Origin of the sequence: Marinobacter sp. CH_CUG1437-1 (assembly GCF_037029655.1) — a bacterium.
Taxonomy (GTDB): domain Bacteria; phylum Pseudomonadota; class Gammaproteobacteria; order Pseudomonadales; family Oleiphilaceae; genus Marinobacter; species Marinobacter salsuginis.
The window spans coordinates 19736-42273 of the sequence record NZ_JAYMEW010000006.1; the positions used below are offsets into that span (position 1 = coordinate 19736).

General features: G+C 57.3%; 19 protein-coding genes. 14 read left to right on the forward strand and 5 right to left on the reverse strand.

What is annotated here, in order from left to right; genetic code table 11:
* Nucleotides 1-3 precede the first annotated feature (3 nt).
* Nucleotides 4-804 carry a helix-turn-helix domain-containing protein gene (locus WA411_RS15240; protein ID WP_291907962.1) on the forward strand — a complete coding sequence of 267 codons (801 nt, stop codon included), beginning with the start codon at nucleotides 4-6 and terminating at the stop codon, nucleotides 802-804.
* Here the strand turns inward: WA411_RS15240 and mtnA are convergent.
* Nucleotides 793-1857: an S-methyl-5-thioribose-1-phosphate isomerase gene (gene mtnA / locus WA411_RS15245; protein WP_291907963.1), complete on the reverse strand. Its 1065-nt coding sequence runs from the start codon at nucleotides 1855-1857 to the stop codon at nucleotides 793-795. The genes WA411_RS15240 and mtnA overlap by 12 nt on opposite strands.
* 113 nt (nucleotides 1858-1970) lie before the next feature.
* On the opposite strand from mtnA, the gene WA411_RS15250 reads away from it, so the two are divergent.
* From WA411_RS15250 to rdgC, 8 genes are read left to right on the forward strand one after another with little or no spacing between them, the layout of a single operon-like run.
* Nucleotides 1971-3308: a TRZ/ATZ family hydrolase gene (locus WA411_RS15250; protein WP_291907964.1), complete on the forward strand. Its 1338-nt coding sequence runs from the start codon at nucleotides 1971-1973 to the stop codon at nucleotides 3306-3308.
* Between the two features lie 35 nt (nucleotides 3309-3343).
* Nucleotides 3344-4060: a bifunctional 2-polyprenyl-6-hydroxyphenol methylase/3-demethylubiquinol 3-O-methyltransferase UbiG gene (gene ubiG / locus WA411_RS15255; protein ID WP_291907965.1), complete on the forward strand. Its 717-nt coding sequence runs from the start codon at nucleotides 3344-3346 to the stop codon at nucleotides 4058-4060.
* Nucleotides 4050-4721, forward strand: a complete 672-nt coding sequence (gph, locus tag WA411_RS15260; RefSeq protein WP_291907966.1) for a phosphoglycolate phosphatase — start codon at nucleotides 4050-4052, stop codon at nucleotides 4719-4721. Before ubiG ends, gph begins: the two co-directional genes overlap by 11 nt.
* 57 nt (nucleotides 4722-4778) lie before the next feature.
* Nucleotides 4779-5528, forward strand: coding sequence for a YciK family oxidoreductase (locus WA411_RS15265; RefSeq protein WP_069184855.1), 750 nt, complete (start codon nucleotides 4779-4781; stop codon nucleotides 5526-5528).
* Nucleotides 5528-5761: a glutaredoxin family protein gene (locus WA411_RS15270; protein WP_069184856.1), complete on the forward strand. Its 234-nt coding sequence runs from the start codon at nucleotides 5528-5530 to the stop codon at nucleotides 5759-5761. The genes WA411_RS15265 and WA411_RS15270 overlap by 1 nt, the downstream gene beginning before the upstream one ends.
* A gap of 12 nt (nucleotides 5762-5773) precedes the next feature.
* The gene (gene yaaA / locus WA411_RS15275) at nucleotides 5774-6544 is read left to right on the forward strand and encodes a peroxide stress protein YaaA (protein WP_291907967.1); all 771 of its coding nucleotides are present in this window, start codon (nucleotides 5774-5776) and stop codon (nucleotides 6542-6544) included.
* 24 nt (nucleotides 6545-6568) lie between these two features.
* The gene (locus tag WA411_RS15280) at nucleotides 6569-6769 is read left to right on the forward strand and encodes a DUF2788 domain-containing protein (RefSeq protein ID WP_069184858.1); all 201 of its coding nucleotides are present in this window, start codon (nucleotides 6569-6571) and stop codon (nucleotides 6767-6769) included.
* A 19-nt stretch (nucleotides 6770-6788) separates the two neighbouring features.
* Nucleotides 6789-7715 carry a recombination-associated protein RdgC gene (gene rdgC / locus WA411_RS15285; RefSeq protein ID WP_069184859.1) on the forward strand — a complete coding sequence of 309 codons (927 nt, stop codon included), beginning with the start codon at nucleotides 6789-6791 and terminating at the stop codon, nucleotides 7713-7715.
* A gap of 58 nt (nucleotides 7716-7773) precedes the next feature.
* On the opposite strand, the gene WA411_RS15290 is transcribed toward rdgC, so the two are convergent.
* Nucleotides 7774-10518, reverse strand: a complete 2745-nt coding sequence (locus WA411_RS15290) for a bifunctional acetate--CoA ligase family protein/GNAT family N-acetyltransferase (RefSeq protein WP_291907968.1) — start codon at nucleotides 10516-10518, stop codon at nucleotides 7774-7776.
* A 208-nt stretch (nucleotides 10519-10726) separates the two neighbouring features.
* Between WA411_RS15290 and WA411_RS15295 the strand changes: the two genes are divergently transcribed.
* Nucleotides 10727-11653, forward strand: a complete 927-nt coding sequence (locus tag WA411_RS15295; RefSeq protein WP_069184861.1) for a histone deacetylase family protein — start codon at nucleotides 10727-10729, stop codon at nucleotides 11651-11653.
* Nucleotides 11654-11659: 6 nt separating this feature from the next.
* On the opposite strand, the gene WA411_RS15300 is transcribed toward WA411_RS15295, so the two are convergent.
* A complete protein-coding gene (locus WA411_RS15300; RefSeq protein ID WP_069184862.1) occupies nucleotides 11660-12577 on the reverse strand; it encodes a flagellar protein MotY in 918 nt (305 codons plus the stop codon).
* Between the two features lie 185 nt (nucleotides 12578-12762).
* Between WA411_RS15300 and pyrC the strand changes: the two genes are divergently transcribed.
* Together pyrC and rnt are read left to right on the forward strand one after the other, a co-directional pair.
* A complete protein-coding gene (pyrC, locus tag WA411_RS15305) occupies nucleotides 12763-13794 on the forward strand; it encodes a dihydroorotase (protein WP_291907969.1) in 1032 nt (343 codons plus the stop codon).
* 44 nt (nucleotides 13795-13838) lie between these two features.
* Nucleotides 13839-14495, forward strand: a complete 657-nt coding sequence (gene rnt / locus WA411_RS15310) for a ribonuclease T (protein ID WP_083231870.1) — start codon at nucleotides 13839-13841, stop codon at nucleotides 14493-14495.
* A 79-nt stretch (nucleotides 14496-14574) separates the two neighbouring features.
* Here the strand turns inward: rnt and WA411_RS15315 are convergent, their stop codons facing one another.
* On the reverse strand, nucleotides 14575-16821 hold the full coding sequence (locus WA411_RS15315; protein WP_291907970.1) for a methyl-accepting chemotaxis protein: 2247 nt from the start codon (nucleotides 16819-16821) through the stop codon (nucleotides 14575-14577).
* Between the two features lie 156 nt (nucleotides 16822-16977).
* A complete protein-coding gene (locus WA411_RS15320; protein ID WP_291907971.1) occupies nucleotides 16978-18963 on the reverse strand; it encodes an SDR family oxidoreductase in 1986 nt (661 codons plus the stop codon).
* 386 nt (nucleotides 18964-19349) lie between these two features.
* Between WA411_RS15320 and WA411_RS15325 the strand changes: the two genes are divergently transcribed.
* Together WA411_RS15325 and WA411_RS15330 are read left to right on the forward strand one after the other, a co-directional pair.
* Nucleotides 19350-19649: a hypothetical protein gene (locus WA411_RS15325; protein ID WP_069184866.1), complete on the forward strand. Its 300-nt coding sequence runs from the start codon at nucleotides 19350-19352 to the stop codon at nucleotides 19647-19649.
* Between the two features lie 64 nt (nucleotides 19650-19713).
* The gene (locus WA411_RS15330) at nucleotides 19714-22536 is read left to right on the forward strand and encodes an insulinase family protein (protein WP_291907972.1); all 2823 of its coding nucleotides are present in this window, start codon (nucleotides 19714-19716) and stop codon (nucleotides 22534-22536) included.
* Nucleotides 22537-22538: the final 2 nt, after the last annotated feature.

The following is a 22538-nucleotide window of genomic DNA, read 5'->3' on the forward strand; positions in this document are numbered from 1 at the left end:
CCCATGACTGAAAAGGACACCAGCGGGCAGGATAGCCGCCAGAAAGCGCGAATGCTCCAGGACATGCTTCTGGATGCGCTGCATGCCATGCGCTCGCTGGAGCAGGTGGAAGGGCTGGAAAAACCGGTAACCCAGGAACGGACGCCGGAAGGTCTTATCGACCGCCTGGCCAGCCTCACCGGGTCAGCGCTCCGGTTCGGGGTGAAGGCCACAGATACGTCACTTCGGGTTGGTCGGGCCCTGATGAATTCCCAGGATCAGTTGCGGGCGATGCTCACGGCGGGTCAGTCCCTGAAGGACATCCGGGAAGTGGCCGGTCTAACCTTGTCGGAAATGAGCGAGGCCCTGAACCTGCGGGACAAGTCGGTTCTCGAGGCCATTGAGAATGGCACCTCCACTCTCTCCTTCGAGCTGATTCTGCGTCTCGCGGCTCTCATTGCCCGGAATGATCCAATCCCTTTTATCATGCGCACCACGCGCAACTACAACCCGGAAGTCTGGCAGATTCTGAATGACTGGGGTGTGGCGAAACTCCCCCTGCAGTTCGAGCGGGAACGCGAATTCATCAACATCTTCCGCCGGCATGACGACGCACGGACGCTCTCGGATGAGGGCTTCCAGAAAGTGCTGGAGTTCACCCGCCAGAGCTTTGAGATGTCCCTGCACTTTATCGAAGAACAGGAACGGGAGGTGGCCGAACTTCAGGCTGTCTACGAGGACAAACACCCCGAAGGGCCATCCAGACCCGAGAAATCCCCCGTCCGAAAGAAGCGGCAGGCGGGCGGCCCGTCTTCAACCAAATAGTGCTCTCATACCGGTAATATTCGGGTTATGCACGACGCCCTTTTCAGTAACGATGGCGTCGATAAGGTTGGCCGGTGTCACATCAAAAACCGGGTTGAACACATTGACGCCTTCCGGCGCCAGAGGAATACCCCGGATTTCCCGCACCTCAATCCCGTCCCGTTCTTCTATGGGAACATCCGCGCCTGACTCCAGAGCCATATCCACGGTGCTCGACGGTGCCACCACCATGAAGCCCACTTTATGATGCCTGGCCAGCACCGCAAGACTGTAGGTGCCAATCTTGTTAACCACATCGCCATTGGCGGTGATGCGGTCGGCGCCGACAATGACCCAACGGACATCGTTACGAGCCAATATTGCTGCCGCAGCGCCATCCGCGTTCAAAGTGACAGGAATGCCGTCCCGAGAGAGTTCCCAGGCCGTTAGCCGGCCACCCTGAAGCCAGGGTCGGGTTTCATCGGCATAGACGTCTTTCAACAGTTTTTCCTCGTGCAGCCGTCGAACAACGCCCAGAGCCGTGCCGTAGCCACCGGTGGCAAGTGCACCGGTGTTGCAGTGGGTCAACACCGAAAGCGGTTTCTCTGCACCGATGAATTCCAGGGCATGGTCCGCCATGGCAAAATTGGCAGCCAGATCTTCTTCATGGATTGCCTCGGCCTCATTGGCCAAACGTTTCTCCGCTTCGTCGAGAGAGTGACAGTCGTGGAAGACCCGTTCCATCCGTTGCAACGCCCAGAACAGGTTCACCGCCGTGGGCCGTGATGCCGCCAGCTCACGAATGGATTGTTTGATTTCAGCTTTCCAGTCGCCACCGCCGGCATGCCTGGCTGCCAGGGCCACCCCGTAGGCTGCGCTGATGCCGATCGCCGGAGCGCCACGAACCACCATGTCCCGGATGCTTTGCGCCACACCCGCAGCGCCCTCCAGGGTGATCCAGTGTTCCTCCCCGGGCAGCAGACGTTGGTCCAGCAATTCGAGACTGCTGCCATGCCAGCGTATTGCAACGGTACCAAAGCCGCGTTCAGAAGAGGGTTTCGGGGTGGTTGCCATAGAAAACTGCTCCGGTTTTTCAGCGCTGAAAACTGCCAGTATAACGGTTATACTTCCGGGCTACATTTTCAAGGTGCGGCAGGGTCGCACCAAGCGCTGTAAGGCAGGAATGAATGACGGCAGATACCATCACCGCAGCCGATATCCGCATCAACGCGCGCTGGCTGATTCCAATTGAACCAGCAGGCACAGTGCTTGAGAATCACGCCGTCATAATTCAGGGGAGCAGCCTGGTCGCCGTTATCCCTCAGGAGCAGGCGGACCAGACGTTCCGAACCCGCGAAACTGTCGATCTTCCCCACCATGTTGTCATGCCCGGCTTGATCAATATGCACGGCCACGCGGCCATGACACTGTTTCGGGGGATGGCGGATGATCTGCCGCTCATGACCTGGTTGAATGATCACATCTGGCCGGCCGAAGGTCGCTTTATCAGCGAACAGTTCATTGCCGATGGCACGCAACTGGCCATGGCAGAAATGCTGCGCACCGGAACCACCACGTTCTCGGACATGTATTTCTTTCCGGAGATCGCTGCACAGGTCGCCCATGATGCGGGCATGCGCGCCCAGATCTGTTTTCCGCTGCTGGATTTCCCGACACCCTGGGGTGCCGGTCCGGACGAGTATCTGAGCAAAGGTGCCGACTTTATAGACACCTGGAAGACCGACGGCTACATCATGCCGGCCATTGGCCCCCATGCCCCCTACACGGTTTCCGACGGCCCGATGGCTGAAGCGGTACGGCTATCGGAAAAAACCGGTGCCGTCATCCAGGTACATCTGCACGAAACTGCCTTTGAAGTAACCGAGGCCATTGAAAAAGGTGGCCAGCGCCCGACGGCCAGACTGGCAGACCTCGGCGTACTTCGCCCGGAGACCCAGTGCGTGCACATGACGCAGATCGATGAAAGCGATGTGAACCTGCTGAAACAATCGGGAGCCCATGTCATTCACTGTCCGGAATCGAACCTGAAATTGGCCAGCGGCCTTTGCCCGGTGCAGGACCTTCTGGACAACGGGATTAATGTTGCGATTGGCACTGACGGCGCCGCCAGCAACAACGACCTGGATCTGTTCGGAGAACTTCGCACCGCTGCCATGGTGGCCAAAGTAGTAGCCGGTGATGCCTCGGCGTTGTCTGCCCACAAGGCTCTGGAAATGGCAACCATCAACGGAGCCCGGGCCCTGGGGCGGGACCACGAACTCGGATCACTGGTTGAGGGCAAGCTGGCAGACATCATTGCCATTGACCTGAGTGACCCGTTTTTGCAGCCGGTTTACGATCCGGCTTCGCACCTCGTCTACAGCAACCATGGTCGATCAGTAAGCCACAGCTGGATTAACGGCGTACCACAATTACAGGACGGCCGGCTAACCCGCATTGACGTCGCCGATCTCATGCTCCGGGTTGAAGATTGGGCCGGGCGTATCCGTACAAAGGCAAACTAACCGATTTCTTATTGATCCATCAGGCAGAACCAACCATGACAAACCAGAATGTAGACCGGAACGAAATCGCCAAGTTCGAGGCCCTGGCCAGTCGCTGGTGGGACCCCACGAGCGAATTCAAACCGCTACACGACATCAATCCGCTACGCCTGAATTACATTGATGAGCGCGTATCCCTGGCTGGCAAGCGCGCCCTGGATGTCGGCTGCGGTGGCGGCCTTTTGTCTGAGGGCATGGCCCAGCGCGGCGCCCATGTTACCGGTATCGATATGGGCGAGGCGCCCCTTGCGGTCGCTCGACTCCATGGCATGGAGAGCGGTGTGAACGTGGATTACCAGCAAATCACCGTCGAAGAACTGGCGCAGGACAGCGAACATGCTGGCCAGTACGATGTCGTGACCTGTCTGGAAATGCTGGAGCATGTCCCGGATCCGGCATCGGTCATCAAGGCGTGTGCCGCCATGCTCAAACCCGGCGGACACCTGTTTGTCTCAACCATCAACCGGAACCCCAAGTCGTTCCTGTTTGCCATTGTCGGCGCCGAATACGTGCTTCGTTTGCTGCCAAAGGGCACTCACGAATGGAAGAAGTTTATCCGGCCCTCTGAAATGTCCGATCATCTGCGCAACGCAGGCCTGGATGTCCGGGAACTGACGGGTATGACCTATAACCCGATTACCAAGATCTACAAACTCGGTAGGGACGTGGACGTTAACTACCTGATGCACGCCAGGGATATCCGTGAAGCCTGAAAACACGCATCAAGCCTCGGCAGTCCTGTTCGACCTGGATGGTACTCTGATTGACACGGCACCGGATTTCATACGCTGCCTCAATCAGTTGCGGGAACAATACGGCATGCCCGCCCTGCCCCCGGAGCATATTCGACGCTCCGTCTCAAACGGCGCTCGGGCCATGATCCGGGTCGGCTTCGGCCTGGAACCGGAGCACCCGGAGTACCTGGAAAAACACACAGCCTTCCTCGACCTCTACGAGGCCGGAGTCGCTGTAGAAACCCGCCTGTTCGAAGGCATGGATGAATTACTCCAGGCTCTTGAGGAACAGGGGATCCCCTGGGGCATTGTCACCAACAAGCCTGCCCGTTTTGCGGTTCCGCTAATCGAAGCCTTAAATCTTGCGAACCGATGCGCAGTCCTGGTGTGCCCCGATCATGTTGCCCAGCGCAAACCTCATCCGGAGGCCCTGTTTCTCGCCTGCCAGCAAATGGGAACCGAGCCTGGTTCAGGGATTTATGTAGGCGATCACGAACGGGACATCGAAGCAGGTCGCAATGCCGGAATGAAGACTATCGCGGTCCGCTACGGTTATATCGAAGAGCCGGAAACCATTGACCTGTGGCAAGCGGATCTTATTGCCGACACCGTCACTGACCTGGCAAAGCTGTTACAATAGTCGATCAATTTTAGGATCCGGTGTTTAACCGGTAACAGCCTGACACGGAGACAGGTTATGCATGATTACCAAGCACCCGCCGATCTTCTGAAAGACCGTATCGTTATGGTGACGGGTGCCGGCAGCGGCATTGGCCGGGCTGCGGCAAAGGCCTTTGCCGCCCATGGTGCGACCGTCGTACTTGTTGGCCGAACTGTAGGAAAGCTGGAAACGGTCTACGACGAAATCGAGGCCGCCGGGCACCCCAAGCCCGCCATCGTGCCCATGAACTTTGAGGGCGCTGCGGTGAAGGACTATGAAGAACTGGCCATGACGCTGGAAGACAACTTCGGCCAACTGGACGGTTTACTGCACAACGCGGCCATCCTGGGCGATCGCAGCCCGGTTGAACTGTATGACCCGGAAACCTGGAACAAGGTCATGCACGTCAATGCAACAGCCCCGTTTCTGCTCAGCCGGGCCATGATCCCCCTGCTGCGCAAATCCGACGATGCTTCGGTGATTTTCACGTCTTCCGGTGTCGGTCGCAAAGCCAAAGCCTACTGGGGCGCTTACGCAGTCTCCAAGTTTGCGGTTGAAGGCCTCAGTCAACTTCTGTCCGAAGAACTGGATGACGAACGCCACAATGTCCGGGTGAACAGTCTGAACCCGGGCGCGACCCGTACCAATATGAGAGCCCACGCCTACCCGGCGGAGAACCCACAGCAAAATCCGGCACCGGAAGACCTGATGCCGATTTACCTGTATCTCATGGGCAAGGACAGCCAAGGCGTCAACGGCCAGAAACTGGACGCACAGCCGAAATAATGGAACTGCTTTTCTACACGACATCCCAGTGCCATTTGTGCGAGCTGGCTGAAGCCCTGCTTGTCAGTACGCCCATGCCGGAACCCATACCGGTAGACGTGGTGGATATTGCCCAGTCCGAAAAGCTGGTGGAGCGGTACGGCACCCGGATTCCAGTGCTGCGACGCAACGACACCGGTGCGGAACTGGACTGGCCGTTTACCAGGGATGAATTACTCACATTCCTGCAATGAGGATTGCCTGACATGTTGATGGTTATTTCCCCTGCAAAAACGCTGGACTACGAAAGCCCGCTGGCAACTGACACCTATACCCAGCCGGAATTTCTCGACGACGCCTGTGAGCTGGTTGACCAACTGAAGGAACTGGAGCCGCATCAGATAAGCAACCTGATGAGCATCAGCGACAAGCTGGGCCAGCTGAACGCGGAGCGCTTCCAGAACTGGCACACGCCGTTCACCCCCGAGAATGCCCGCCAGGCGGTACTGGCCTTCAAGGGTGATGTTTATACCGGCCTGGACGCAGAGAGCTACAGCGAGGAGGACTTCGAGTTTGCCCAACAGCATCTGCGCATGCTCTCCGGCCTGTATGGGGTCCTGAAACCGCTGGACCTGATGCAACCCTATCGCCTGGAGATGGGTACCCGGTTCGAGAATAACCGTGGCAAGGACCTGTATGCCTTCTGGGGGAGCAAGATTACTGACGAGATCAACCGGCTGCTGGCAGACGACGACGGCGTGCTGGTAAACCTGGCCTCCAATGAGTATTTCAAAAGTGTAAAGAAGAAAGACCTTGAAGGTAGGCTGATTACCCCCCAATTCAAGGATTGGAAGAATGGTCAGTACAAGATGATCAGCTTCTACGCCAAGAAAGCCCGCGGCCTGATGTGCCGATTTGCCATCCAGAACCGCATTACCCAGGCCGACGACCTCAAAGGTTTTAACCTCGAAGGCTATTACTTCAGCGAAGACCAATCCGATAAGAACAACTGGGTTTTCCTGCGGGATGAACAGTAATCCACGTTGACATCGGAGTAAGCAATGAACGAAGCAGTGTTTTCCCAGATCGCCATGCTGGTGTTTCTGACCGGCCTGATTGTCTGGATGGGTATCATCGTCTGGGACCTGGCCAAGAAATCCCAGGCCGGAAGATTCGGCACCATCGCCCTGTTTACGGTGCTGGGCGCCGGCGTTGTGGGCTTTATTATCAAGACCGTACTCGTAGAGATCATGCAAATATGAACGACAAGGACCAGCCCTGATGTGGTTTCGCAACGCCCGCGTATTCCGTTTTACCAAACCGTTTGATATCTCCGCCGAAGAGCTGGAAGAAAAACTGCAGGCCGACGCCTTCAAACCCTGCGGCCCCCAGGAAACCAGCCGCCAGGGCTGGGTTCCACCCCTGGGCAAGCATGGCGAACAGCTGGTTCACAGTGCTAACGGCTATCACCTGATTGCCCTGCGCAAAGAAGAGAAAATCCTTCCTGGCCCGGTGGTGAAGGAAGCCGTGGAAGAGAAAGCGGAGGCTATCGAGTTCGAGCAGGGCCGCAAGGTCCGCCGCAAAGAAAAGGATGAAATCAAGGAACAGGTGATGCTGGAGATGCTGCCCCAGGCTTTCTCCAAAAATCGCCGCTGCTTCGCCTACCTCGCGCCCCAGGACGGTGTCCTGGTCGTGGATGCCGGCTCCGCCAAACAGGCGGAAGATCTGGCCTCCACCTTGCGCAAGAGCCTTGGCTCACTACCAGTTCGTCCGCCCGCCGTGGAGCAGGCGCCTGCCTTTACCTTCACCGGCTGGCTGAACGAATCCGTCGATCTGCCTGGCAAGGTGGTTCTGGGCAGTGAATGCGAGCTGAAAGATCCGTCTGAAGATGGTGGAGTGGTGCGCTGCAAAGGCCTGGACCTGAAAGCCGATGAAATCCGCAATCATCTCGACGCGGGCATGCAGGTAACCAAGCTGTCACTGACCTGGGACGACAACGTCTCATTCGTACTCGATGAGGAGCTGGGCATTCGTCGCCTGAAATTCGGCGAAACTCTCCAGGATCAACTGGACGACGTCGATGTGGATGATGCCGTTGCCAAGTTTGATGCAGCCTTCACGCTGATGACCCTGGAGCTGTCCCGCTTGATCCCGGGGCTTCTCGAAGCCTTGGGTGGTGAAGACCGTTCAGCGATTGTCGAAGAATAAAGCTGATACACCGGGGTCAGGTGCATAATCAATCTGACCCCGTCTTTCCCCTTACCGCTCAATGGGCGCTCTTGCCCAGGCGTTCTCTCTGCCAGTCCTTTTCCGGTTCGTTCAGAACCAGCCGCAGGTCCATCACCTCCTCTTCGATATTGAACTTGATCTCGAAGCCCAGGTGTTCCGCAAGCTGCAACATGGGGCGATTGTCCGGCAACACGTTGCCAACCATTTCCATGGTGCCCCGGGAACGGCAGTAATCGATCATCTTCTGCATCAGGGCGACGCCCAGGCCCTCTCCCTTCATTTTATCGTGCACCATGACCGCGAACTCGCATTGCAGGTTGTCTGCGTCAGTCCAGGTGCGCACGGTGCCCAGGGTTTCCTCACCTTCTCCGTCTTCCCTCGGCGCGTTGGCAATAAAGACCATTTCCCGGTCGTAGTCGATTTGCACCATCTGGGCAACGTCCTCCCGGGAGAAATGCTTCCGGTACTGGAAGAACCGGTAGCGGATGGATTCTGGCGACTGTAGCTCATGAAACGCCCGGTGCGCGGGCTCATCTTCGGCCAGTACCGGCCGGATGATGACCCGCCGCCCGGACTTCGGCAGTACAATCCACTCCTCGAGTTCGCGCGGGTATGGCTGGATAATCGGCCGGCCTGGCTTGTCGGCCAGATTGATGGCGATATTCACAGCCACGGCCCCCTGCTCGTTGAACAGCAGCGGCGAAATCTCCAGACCCTGTATTTCGGGAATGTCGATGACGATCTGGGAGAGGGTGACCAGCGTCTCGGACACCGCCCGGATATCCTCTTCCGGCTTCAGGCTGTGTTCTTTCAACAGCTTGTACATATAAGTCCGGCGCAGAAGCTCCCGGGCCAGCACCATGTTCAATGGCGGCAGTGCAATCTGCCGGTCGGTCATCACGTTAATCTGGGCGCCCGCTGCGCCACATACCACCAGGGGGCCAAATAACGGATCCCGGGTAATACCAACACTGAACTCAATCCCGCCCACGTGCTGATAGGAACGCTGAACAGCGAAGCCGAGGAAGCCACTGCCCGGAAAGTGGCTCTGGTATTCCTCCATCAGGTAGCGGCAGGAGTCCATGATGGCCGCTTCGCTGTTGAGCTTCTGAACCGTGCCCTTGTATCGGCGCTGGGTAGGACTCAGGTCGAGGAAAGGGTGGCAGGCCTGCTCATGGATGATGGTGATATCGATGGGACGCCGCTCAACTGCGAAAACCTCGAGGACCTCTTCCATATCGTCGCAGTACATGGTGTCGATGGTGCTAATGCCATAGTCACTCACCAGATCCCGGGCTTCCCGGTTCGACAGATGATACCGGCCAGAGCGCAATGCCCGGCTGACCACATGACGGGTGTGGGTTCGGTCTGCAAAGTGATCGGTAAAGGACTCGGGTGTTTCCGTGAGCAGCCGCTGAACACGCTGATGACGCACATGCTGCATGAACGCCATGACGGCTTTTTCGGGATTGAAGAACGACGGCAGCCCGGCCCGGTAAAACTCTTCCCGCGCATCCATGACCGTACTCTGGCCCAGCCAGCAGGTGAACACGTTCAGACGGGTGCCCTTGGAAGCCTGTACCACAGCGTCAGCAATCTGGAGGCTGTCCTCTGTCAGACTTGGCGCATACATCACCAGAACGTTTGCCACTTCCGGATCCTTGGCAAGAATCTTGATCGCCTTCCCATACAACTCCGGGGAAGCATCGTAGTTGAGATCGATCGGGTTCTTGCGGGTCCAGTAAGGTGGCAGCAGCTCGGCCAGGGCCTCGATACTGGCATCCGACAACTCCGCCAGCTCGCCGCCCAGGTCCGCCAGGCGGTCCACGGCCAACACCCCCGGGCCAACCCCGTTGGCCATGATCGCCAGGCTTTCCCGGCGCAATGGCCGCATCCGGGTTAACGTCTCGAGCGCATCGAACATCTGGCCAAGACCGTCCACCCGAAGCACACCGGCCCGCTGGAGCATGGCATCGTATATCGGATCGCTGCGCTTCAAACCGGCCGGCAGATCGTGGGGAAACCACTCCGATTCCGGTACCCGCCCGGATTTTACTGCGATCACTGGCTTGGTGCGGGAGGCTACCCGCACCGCCGACATAAACCGCCGGGCATTCGGAATGTTCTCGATGTGCAGAAGAATCGCGCGGGTCTGGGTGTCCTGCGCCAGATAGTCGATCAGATCGTCGTGATCGATATCCATGCCATCGCCGAGGGTCAGGAAGTAGGAAAACCCCACCCCCCGGGCAAAGGCCCAGTCTATAACCGAACTGGCAATGGTGCCGGATTGGCCTACGAAAGCAACCCGTCCCGGGATCGCGCCCATGTGGGCATAGGTGGCGTTCAGGCTACGTGCCGGAACCATCAAACCAATCGTGTTGGGGCCGAGCACCCGGATCCCGGTTTCCCTGGCGGCCTCGCGTACGGAATACATCAAAGGCTGACCGGTTTTACTGTGAGTACGAGACATTCCACCGGTCATGACAATGGCGGTGCGCACCCCGGCTTCCCCGAGCCGCTTGATGGTCTTGGCCACAGTATCCGGCGGCGTGCAGATAATGGCCAGATCCGGGGAAAAGTCCATTTTGGAGACTTTCTTGACGCAGGGTACACCGTGCACGTTGTCGTAATCGTTCTGGTTGACCACCAGCAGGCGCCCCGGATAACCGCCACCCATCAGGTTCCGCAATACCATGCCGCCAAGATTGTCTGCCCGCTCCGACGCACCGATCACCGCAATGGACGCGGGATTGAAAAGGCTCTCCAGATACCGGGTGCTCAAGCTGACTCTCCTATGTGAGTGGCCGGCAGGCCGTTGGCGAATAAATGTAATAAAACAGGTTACTTATGAGTGTAACCCTTATCTTAGGCCCTGATTCCCCGATGTGAAATGGCTATCGTCCCTATAAGACCAAAGAAACACGGCATCAGGCGGTTTTCCCTGATAAGCTTGAAGAAAATATAAGCACATCGAAGGCAGTTCGAGACGTATGACCACGGCATTCTTTTCCCACGATGACTTCATGAAACACAACATGGGGCCGGAACATCCGGAAAGCCCTGAGCGTCTGGCGGCGATCATCAGCTACCTGGCTGATACCGGTCTTGATCAGAAGCTCGACTGGGTGAGGCCGGAAGAGATCACCCGGGACCAGTTATTGACGGTGCATCCCGAAAAGTACCTGCATCAACTCGATCTGATGCAACCCACAAGGGGCCGCGTGTTTACCGATCCGGATACGGCCATGATGCCGGACACTTTGCGGGCAGCCCGCCTTGCCGCTGGCGCCAACATCCAGGCCGTGGATATGGTTATGAGTAGCCAGGTAACCAACGCCTTCGTTTGCGCGCGCCCGCCCGGCCATCATGCCGAGCGAGCGAAATCCATGGGCTTCTGCTTCTACAATAACGTCGCCCTGGCCGCCATGCGCGCTCTCACCTTCCATCACCTTGAACGGGTCGCGATCATTGATTTCGATGTGCACCAGGGCAACGGAACCGTGGACATTGTCGGTGGTGACGAGCGAATCCTGATGTGCTCCAGCTTCCAGCACCCGTTCTACCCGCATTCCCATGTGCACCGCCAGGCCGACAACATCGTCAACATTCCGATTGCAGCGAACTGTTCGTCTGAAGAGTATCGGAAACAGGTGGAGGCAGGTTGGCTGAAGCGGCTGAACGACTTCAAACCGCAACTCATTCTGATTTCCGCGGGTTTTGATGCCCATAGACTTGACCCGATGGCGGAACTTAATCTGGATACCGACGACTACCGCTGGTTGACGGAAATGATCGTGTCTGTTGCACGCGAGCACAGCAACGACCGCATCATTTCAACGCTGGAGGGCGGATACCACCTGAGGGCCCTGGCAGAAAGCGTAAACGCCCATCTGGAAGTATTGAACTCGGTTTACTGAAAGCGATTATCCCCGGGGCTCGCCGCCATACCCGTTGGCCTGCTGAAGCTCCGGGCGATCACCTGCCCTCTGCAAGCGGATATTGGTGCGGCGGTTATCCGCCGGCCGGTTGGATACCGGGTATTGGTCACCGTGGGCCCGAACGGTAATCATGTTTTCATCAATACCGCTCGCCTTGAGGTAGTCGGCCACCACGTTGGCACGATCTTCGGAAAGCGCGCGGTTGTCGATACGACTGCCAATGCTGTCACTGTGGCCATCCACGAAAATTCTCTCAACCGTGGTGTCGGCATTCACGTAGCGCACGATGTTGTCCAGCAACTGCCTGTCGGCGTCAGACAGTTGAGTGCTGCCACTGGCAAAGGGCACCCTTGAACGCTGAATCTGATCAAAGTTCACCGGCAAGAGATTCGACGTGCAGCGCTGATAGCGCTGGTATTCACCAGCAAAATTGATATTGGACACCTGCACCCGCACCGGACGACCATCAAACCAGGATTCCCGGGTAACCGTGGGGCGCATACCCTCCAGCAGGCCGTGGGCAACAACAAAGGCCTGGCGTGTATCCAGGGAGACCTGGCGGCGATCATCCGACACATTGACCGTGCCCAGGGGCTTCGGCGCCACACCCGGACGCCAGGCCGGTGCCTCCACCACGAGACTCCCCCGCCCTGGTCGCATTGGTGTCGAATCAGACTCCAGGAAAAAGCTCAGACTTTCACCCGCGCGATGATTGAACACGGCCCGACCGTAACCGGGAACCTCGTGCACCAGGCGACACTCGAATACCGATTCGGCAAGATACCACTGGCTATTCTCGATACCGGCACCATAGCTGGCAGCCTGCCCGGCAGCCGGCAAAAGCAGCACAGGAAGACTGCAAGCCAGCAGTGTATTGAGACGTTTTCCGAGGCGGAATCCCATAGTACGTGCCATCAGTGTCCGGTAGTTAACAGATTCTGATTGCTTAACGGCCCGCGTCTGCCTTTCTTTAGCTCCGGGCGGAAAACAATCACCCGCGCCTTCTGGTATAATTCGCCAAATTTTTCGGGGCTCTATCCTCCAGGGCCCCACAGCACGCCTCGCATAAGGTATTGCGGACAACTGCCATGACAGAAAAGCTTACTCTTACCCGGCCCGACGACTGGCACCTTCACGTTCGGGATGGTGACATTCTTAGCGACGTGGTACCGGCCACAGCGGCCTGCTTCGGCCGCGCCATCATCATGCCTAACCTGGTGCCACCGGTCACAACCGCCGCTGATGCCACAGCCTATCGGGAGCGGATTCTCGCGGCTGCCAAAGGCACCGGCTTCGAGCCGTTGATGACCCTGTACCTGACCGAGAGCATGACACCGGAAACCATCCGCGAGGCCAAAGCCGCCGGTGTTGTGGCCGCCAAGCTTTACCCGGCGGGAGCGACAACGAACTCCGACTCCGGAGTGAAGGATATACGGAACATCTATCCCGTGCTGGAAGCAATGGCAGACTGCGGCATGCTTCTTCTGGTTCATGGTGAAGTAACCGACGCCGATATCGATATCTTTGACCGTGAAAAGGTGTTTCTCGAGCGGGTCCTGGCCCCCACCCTGGAGGCTTTCCCGAATCTCAAGGTTGTGCTGGAACATATTACGACAGCCGATTCCGCCGAGTTTGTCCAGCAGCACACCGGCGACAACCTTGCCGCGACGCTGACGCCCCAGCATTTGATGTATAACCGCAACCATATGCTGGTCGGCGGCATTCGCCCGCACCTTTATTGCCTGCCAATTCTGAAGCGCAACCGCCATCAGAAGGCGTTGCGGGACGCAGTAGTCAGCTGCGACAAACGCTTTTTCCTGGGCACGGATTCTGCTCCCCATGCCAAGGATCGCAAGGAGGCTGCCTGCGGCTGTGCTGGCTGTTACTCAGCCTATGGCGCCATCGGCCTGTATGCGGATATTTTTGAAGAGCTTGGCATTCTGGACAAGCTTGAGGCATTCGCCAGCTTCAACGGCCCTGACTTCTACGGCCTGCCGCGCAACACCGATACCATTACCCTGGTTCGCGAACCCTGGACCATGCCGGCGGAGCTGCCATTGGCTGACGGAACCATCGTGCCTCTCAAGGCAGGTGAAACCGTTCACTGGCGACTGGCGTAAACCTGATCTATTCCTTCTCACCCACGGCCAAGACCGGAGCTTGAGTGACTGACGAAAACAAACCACCGCATCCCATGTCCCGCCGCTTCCGCGGATTTCTACCCGTTGTCGTCGACGTGGAAACCGCAGGATTCAATCCCGAGCGGGATGCCCTGCTGGAGGTGGCGGCGGTAATACTGACCATGGACGACGACGGCTGGGTGCGGCGAGCGGAGACCCACGTACAACAGATTGATCCCTTTGAAGGCGCCAATCTGGAGCAATCCGCCCTGGATTTCACCGGCATCGATCCGTGGAATCCAGAGCGTGAAGCGGTTCCCGAGCGGGAAGGTCTCAGTGAAATCTTCAGCCCGATTCGCAAGGCAGTGAAAAACCACGACTGCAAGCGGGCCGTTCTGGTGGGACATAACGCCACTTTTGACCACAATTTCATCTTTGCGGCCGCACTGCGAGCAGATATCCGGCGCAATCCATTTCATCCCTTTTCCACTTTCGATACCGCCACTCTGGCCGGCCTGGCGTACGGCCATACGGTTCTGGCCCAGGCTTGTAAGATCGCGGGCATTCCGTTCAGCAATAAGGAAGCCCACTCCGCAGCCTATGATGCGGAAAAGACTGCGGACCTGTTCTGCGGCATTGTGAATCGATGGAAAGAGCTGGGCGGCTTTCCACCTCCTGTGATCCCCGAAGAGACCGAGTAACCGCCATTAAAAAAACCCGCCGTAGCGGGTTTTTATTTGTGTGCCGAGCATGGCCTAAGATTTCAACGCCTTCTGGTACTCAGCTGACTTTAAACCGGGACAGCGAATCCTTGAGCTGATGAGACAACTCGGCCAGGTCACCACTGGCTTCTGATATCTGGGCCATGGCCTGTTTGGTCTCAACGGACTTTTCTGCAATTGTAGATACGTTGCGCGTTACTTCTTCGGCTGTGGCTGATTGCTCTTCGGATGCAGTTGCAATCTGCTCCGCCATACCGGACATCCGGGTGACCTCCTCCACTGCCTCGCGAAGCTGTAATACAACGGCTCCTGCCCGCTCGGAAATACCGCTGGCCTGGACGCTGCAGCGGGTAACCACCTGTGAAGCACGCTCCGACGAATTCACCAGAGTTTCGATGGAACTACTGATCTCCTCGGTCGCCTTCTGGCTATTCTGGGCCAGGCTGCGCACCTCATCCGCAACCACCGCGAAGCCCCGGCCCTGTTCACCGGCCCGGGCCGCTTCAATAGCGGCATTCAGAGCCAGCAAATTGGTCTGGTCGGCGATGGACTTTATCGAATCCAGAACCCTGGTGATGGATTCCATATTCTTTCGCAAGTCCTCTATGCCGGCCTCAGCTTCCTCCAGTTCCCTGGCCATAGCACGGGTGTCCTCAGCGGAGGATTCCACCTCGGCTGCGCTGCGGCTGACCGCCTCATGAGTGCGCTTGGCGCTGGCTGCCGATTCCGCGGTGTTCTGGGACACTTCGTTGATGGCGGAGGACATTTCCTCAATGGCCGACGCCACCTGCTCAGTCTGCTCTGCCTGCTGATTCACACTCTCCAGAGTATGTGAGGAAGTACCCGACAATTGTTCAGATGCACTGGCCTGGCGCTGGGAAGCCTCCTCGACCCTGAAGATCACTTCTTTCAGGTCCGACACCATTTTGAGCATGGAGCCGTAAACACCCGTTGCCCTGTCACTTTCGGACGAATCGATGACCAGATTACCCGCAGCCACCTGCTCCGCCAGTGCCTGCAATTCGGCCGGGTCTCTGCCGAGGGGTTTCATGATCCGCACTGCGGTCCAGACCGCCACGGCCACTACAGCCAGGATCACAATAGCAATGGCTATCGCGGCCAGCGTCCACATTTCACGCACGGGCGCCAAGGCCTCGTCTTCGCTGATCTCCGCCACCAGCGCCCAGTTCAACCCGCCTACAGCAACTGGCCTGTGGGCGGAAAACACTGGTTCGCCCCGGTAGGACGTAACCACGCCTTCACCGGAATTCCCAGCCAGAGCTTCATCCACCGATGTCGAACTTATGCGCCCATTCTCCGGGTCGGCAAAGGAAGCGACAACGCTGCGGTTTTCCGGATCCAGGTATGAGTCTGACCGCATCAGGTTATCCGGGCCCACCAGATAGGCATCCCCGGTTTCGCCCATGCCATCTCGCTCCATCATGATGTCGTTCAGGCTGTCGATGGGGAACTGGAAGGCCAGCACGGCCAGCCGCTCATCCTTTTCGGAATATATGGGGGTTGCCACAAATCCGGCGGGCGCACCGTAGGACGGTACATACCGAGTAAAATCAACAAAAGTCGGAGCAGTATCCTGTCCGTCAGACAGCGCCTGACGATAAGCTGCCGCAAGGCCGGAATCCGCGTAGGGACCGTCTTTCAGGGAGGTAGCAAAATCAACCTCTTTGGCTACGGAATAGATAACATGGCCTGTATCGGCATCAATGAGATAAATATCGTAGTAGCCGAACGCCTCCTGAAACTCCTTGAACGAGGTGTGCCACTGTTTGTGAAGGGTGTTATAAAACTGCGCGATATGGACGTCGGCCGATACCAATTCGTCTTTCTGCCCCACAGGATTCGGGTTGTCCACGATGTAACCCATCTGCAGAGCCAGGCTGTTTTTGCTGAGGGATGCAACGAAATCCGAGGCTGAACGTCCCTTAGCACCACCATTTTGCTGTAAGGGTGGCAAGAAATTCTGCTGATAATAAGCCTCGACGTTTTCTCGTAAGGTCGACTGCTCCTCTTGTACCAGTTTTTCGTAATTCTGAAATGCCAAACCAAACCCCTGGGCCGCCGTTCGGGTCCCGCGATTATTGGCCATGGCTTTCAGCTGCCGGGCAATAGTGCTGAGATAATCTTCAACACTATGCTGCTTGTTGGTAGCCGCAATAGAGAGTTGTTGCAACGCCTGTTCCGTCAGGCTCTGTCGGGCAATTTCGGCGTTAAAAAACGAGATGGCAATGACGGGAAGCAGGCCAACCAGCAGCAAGGTCAGCAAAAGACGTTTCTTGAGAGTCATCAATAGCCCTTCTTTTATATTGTTCTTATGTTAACCATCGGCTATCGGCAGGTTTTCTTTAGCCCAGAACAACTCAAAAAAGAGGCGAATCTTGTTTAACCAATTGAAATGGGAGGGGAAGTAACTCCCCTCCCACTCGATTCAGGCGCTACCACGTTACCAGTAGATGCCCCGCATGATGGCGGCGAAAGCCACCTGCTCTGTGGACACCTTCGGCTTCTCGCCGGATCGACTGCCGGCGGCGGCAGGTGAATCCGGGAACATCCGGTAACCGGTGTTCATGACAATCTCGCCCATCTTGGGTGCCAGGGCATGCAGCACCTGGGCAAAAATCCCGAGACGAGTCGCGATGCGTTTCGGTCGATAAACAATCGCGTCAGCGACCATGCCTGCGGCCTCGTCCGGCGTCAGGGTAGGCACAGAATCGTAGATCTTGGTCGGCGCAATCATCGGGGTCTTCACCAACGGCATGTTGATGGTGGTGAAGGTCACGTTGCGATCTGACCACTCCGCAGCAGCGCAACGGCTGAATGCATCCAGGGCAGACTTGGACGCCACGTAGGCCGAGAATCGGGGCGCGTTGGTCAACACCCCGATAGACGAGATGTTCACTACGTGCCCTCGGCGGTTCTCCAGCATCTTCGGCGCAAAGCCCATGATCAGGCGCACGGAACCGAAGTAGTTCAGCTGCATGGTGCGCTCGAAATCGTGGAATCGATCGAACGACAGGTCCAGTGACCGGCGAATGGAACGCCCGGCATTGTTGACCAGCACATCCACGTGGCCGTGGTTATCCAGAACGGTCTTCACAAACTCATCGCACGCGTCCATGTCGGAGAAATCGCACGGATAGGCGTGCACGCTCGCTCCGCGAGACTCCAGCTCCGCGGTCACTTCCTTCAGACGCTCCAGTTTCCGGGCGCCGATCACCAGGATGGCGCCAGCGTCTGCCAGTTTTTGCGCCGTGGCCAGACCGATACCGGACGTTGCACCTGTCACTACGCACACGCGACCTTCAACCGTGCCCTTGAGCGTGCGGTCCTTGAACAGGTCCGGGTCCAGATTGCGCTCCCAGTAGTCCCAGATCACCGGCGCGTAGTCCGGCAGCCGGGGCACTTCAATACCGGTGCCTTTCAAAACGCGCTCGGTTTCACGGGCGTCGAACCGGGTCGGGTAATTGATGAATGACATCACGGAGGGCGGAATGCCCATGTCGTCGAGGATTGCCGAGGTCAGCCGCTTCACGGGCGGAAGATTCTTCAGACTCTGGCGAATGAACGGCGGAATAAAGCCGAACATTCTGGAATCAATCCGCATCCCCATCTTGGGTGCGTGCCCCGCCTCACTAAAGATATTGAGGATTTCGCCAACCTTGTACGGATCACTGTCCACCAGGTGGAAGCACTTGCCGTCTTCACCCTCAAGGTGGGCAATGTGGTCCATGGCGTTAACTACGAAATCCACCGGCACAATGTTCAGACGCCCGCCTTCGACACCAATGGTCGGCACCCACTGGGGTAGCGCATGGCGAATTTTCTGAATCATCTTGAAGAAGTAGTAGGGGCCATCCACCTTGTCCATTTCGCCGGTGGAAGAATGACCAATTACCATGCCCGGGCGGTAAATGCGGAAGGGAACCTTACATTCCTCCCGAACCACCTTTTCAGATTCGTGCTTGGTGCGCAGGTAAGGATGGTCCAGCTTCTCGGCTTCCTCGAACATGTCTTCGCGGAAAATCCCCTTGAACAGCCCGGCAGCCGCGATGGAAGACACGTGATGGAAGTGTTTGGCGCCCATTGCCTCGGCAGCACTCACCGCAGCCCGAGTGCCCTCGATGTTGGTCGCCTGCTGAGCTTCTTCGTCGGCCCCCATGTCGTACACGGCGGCGAGGTGAAAGAAGTGGTCGATTTTCCCTTTCAGGGCTTTCAGTGTCTTGGCGTCAATACCCAGATTTTTGCTGGTCAGGTCGCCTATGACAGCCTTCACCTGGGTTTCATCCGCACCCCACCGCTCGCGCAATTTGTCCAACTTGTCCTGGGATTGTTCACGCACCAGAACGTGGACAGTACCCCCACGTGCCAGAAGCTTCTCCACGAGGAAACGGCCAATAAATCCGGTGCCACCCGTCAGGAAATAATTCATCGATCTTCCACCCTGCCTGTTGCTCTGTTGTTGTCTATCCATGCCGGCACTCATACAACTAAAGTCTTAGAGTTTTCCGGAAACGCCGGCATTGTACTTAATTGCAACCTTCATGTATCGAACTTTTTTAGAGCTTTTACTCTGTAAGCCTTTGTTTTGCATAGAGCTATTACTCTAAAAATTTTCTCCCGCACGCTCAACGGGCCTGTCCGGTTCGCCGACACAATGCTTTTGAGACTAGCACAGGAATTGGCCCATGCATGCCCAATTTCCGGATTACCGCAAAGCAATGAAAGCGCCCGCCAGCAATGACATAATCGGGAACTTATCGCGCCTTCTGGCATCTCTTCTTTTCACAGGAAAACCGATCTTCGGAACCACCAATCATGCAAAAAGACAATCCCAACGCAGAACGATACATTTCCATTGCCCGAGCCTGTTTGAGGGCCATAAACGACACCGCCGAAAACGCAGGTTCCCGCGAGGAGAAAATCCAGGCGGTCTACGAGGCCATTGATCAAGCCTTCCAGGCCGAGTTTGCCGATTACCGACAGTCCGTCGCCATCATGGCCACGGTTCTGGAGCGTATCGCCTCTGGCCAGCTGGACGGTGAGAAAGCCGCGGATCTCGCTCGTAAAACATTGGACCAGCAACCAGAGAGCACACGCAGCGCGCCGATGCACTGATACACGAAACTCTTCTCCGAATCACAGAGAACCTATGAACACACGCACCGTCAGGAAGAACTCAATGCAGAACCCGATATCACGCCTGTTTTCCCTGCTGACACTTGTGCTGTTCAGCACCCTTGCTTTTGCAGCCCAGATTCCGGAGAAGAGCCCCAATGACGATAACCAGTACCGGTTCATCGAACTGGATAATGCCCTGAAGGTGATTCTGGTTTCGGATCAGGATGCCGACAAAGCGGCTGCCTCGATGAACGTTGCCGTCGGTAGTGGCGATGATCCGGCGGATCGGGAAGGACTCTCCCACTTCCTGGAGCACATGCTGTTCCTTGGAACCGAGAAATATCCGGATCCAGGGGAATACCAGCAGTTCATCAAGAGCCATGGCGGCCAGCACAATGCCTTCACTGCATTCCAGGACACGAATTATTTCTTCGATGTTCAGGCCGAATTTCTGGAACCGGCCCTGGACCGATTCGCGCAGCAGTTTTCCGCACCCCTGTTTACCGCCGAACTGGTGGACCGTGAACGCAACGCCGTGCACTCGGAATTCAGCGCCAAACAAAAAGACGATGGGCGCCGATTCTATTCCGTAAAAAAAGCCGCCAGTAATCCCGACCACGCCTTCAGCCAGTTTGCGGTGGGCAACCTCAGCACCCTGGAGAACACCGAAGACAACCCGCTCCGGCCTGACCTGATCGAGTTCTGGAAGCAGCACTACTCCTCGAACATCATGAGCCTGGCGGTTTACGGGCCGCAAACCCTGGACGAACTGGAATCCATGGTGCGAGGCCGGTTCGATGCCATCGAAAACCGAAACCTCGAAACCAAACGCCATGTGGCCAGCCTTTACCGGGCGGAGGACCTCCCGGCCAAGGTAACAGCAGAAGCGCTCAAGGATGTTCGCAGCCTGTCGCTTACCTTCCCGATTCCATCCCAGGAAGAAAACTACCGCACCAAGCCCGTCAGCTACGTGGCCAACCTGCTTGGCCATGAGGGCCCAGGCAGTCTTTTCGATGTGCTTAAAAAGGCCGGTCTGGCCGAGAGCCTCTCCGCAGGTCTGGGCATGGATACCGGTGAAAACGCCACCCTCGAGATCAGCATTTCCCTGACACCAGAGGGGCTAGCTCGCCATGAGGACATTTTGCCGTTGGTGTTCGAGTACATTGAAAAGGTTCGCCAGAAAGGAATCAGCGAGCAGCGCTTCCTCGAGATGCAGAACCTGGCACGAATAGATTTTCGGTTCCGCGAGCAGGGTAATCCCCTGCATGAAGCGATGCGCCTCTCACGCTACCTGCAGGACTATCCGCCGGAAGACGTACTGCGGGCTCCCTGGCTGGTTGAGCGCTTTGCACCGGAGCAGTATCGCGACATTCTGGACAGACTGACACCGGATAACCTGCTTGCCTTCGTTCTGGCACCAGAACCTGAACTGGAGAATCCGAATCGCACCGACTGGTACAACGCCGCCTGGACCCGGGAAGCCCTGAACCCGGAAACGCTCACGGCTCGTCGCCTCCCAGAGCTCTCGGCCCAGCTGCGTTTACCCCCTGAAAACCCCTTCGTGCCGGAAGACCTGGCGATGGTATCGGGAAGCACGATGGAACAGCCGACAAGACTCGGCGCACTTGAAGGAATGGATGTCTGGTTTGCCCGGGACACCCGGTTTGATACCCCGAAAGCCAATGTGTTCGTGGGGCTGCGAACGCCAGCCACCCGGGCTTCGGCCCGCAGCTACGTTCTGACCCAGCTGCTGGTAGACACCATCAATACTAATCTGAATGCCTGGGCTTACTCCGCCAGCCTCGCGGGCCTGGATTACAGCGTTTACCCTCATCTGAGGGGTATCACGGTTCGTGTCGGCGGTTACAACGATAAACTCCATACCCTGATGAACCGGATACTGGTCCAGGTGGCTACACCAGAGCTAACGAAGCAGCGTTTTGAAATCGCCCGGCAACAGCTGATTGACGGCCTTCAGAACAAGGCCAAGGACCGCCCGGTGGAACAGACCTCGGAGTTCGTACAGACGTCCCTTATCGAAGGTGCCTGGCCGACTGACGCCAAGCTCAAGGCTGCCCGGGAGGTGAGCTTCGATGAACTGAACTCCTTCTCGGAGGCCCTGCTCTCACAGGTGGACCCGGTCATGCTGGCCCATGGAAATCTCACGGAAGCCTCGGCCCTGAACCTGGCGCGGCAGATCGACGCGATTGTTCTGGGCAACAGTGAATTGACCGAGGTAGACCGCAGTCAGGTACGTCAGTTGCCAGACACTGAAACGATGGTTTCCATTGAGGCAGACCATCCGGACACCGGCTATACACTCTACATGCAGGGCGACAACACCAGCTTCGAGGAACGGGCCCGATTCCGTCTGCTGGCCCAGATCATCAGCAGCCCGTTCTATGAGGAAATAAGAACCAACCGCCAGTTGGGCTATATCGTATACGCGACGCCTTTCGAAATGCTGGAGACGCCTGCCCTCGGGTTTGTAGTGCAATCGCCGTCGGCAACGCGCGCAGAGATCGACCAGGCCGTTCAGGAGTTTTCCAACAGCTTCGAGGAGACCTTGTCAGCATTGACAGCGGAGCGTCTGGAACGCGAAAAGCAGGCCGTCATCAGCAAACTGCTGGAGAAAGACCGGCAACTTAGCGAGATCTCCAGCCGCTACTGGCGCGAGATTGATCGAGACATGGAAAGCTTTGATTCCCGTGAGCAACTGGCCGACGCGGTGCGAGGCGTGAGTAAAGCGGCACTGCTTGAAACGTTCCGGAAGTCGGTTCTGGAGCGAGACCAGAGCCTGCAGGTTGTGACCGGCGGAGACGGCCTTGAGGCGAGTCGGGCTTTGGGCAGGCTAACGGAACTGCCACCGGTACCCGCCAGCTGAAA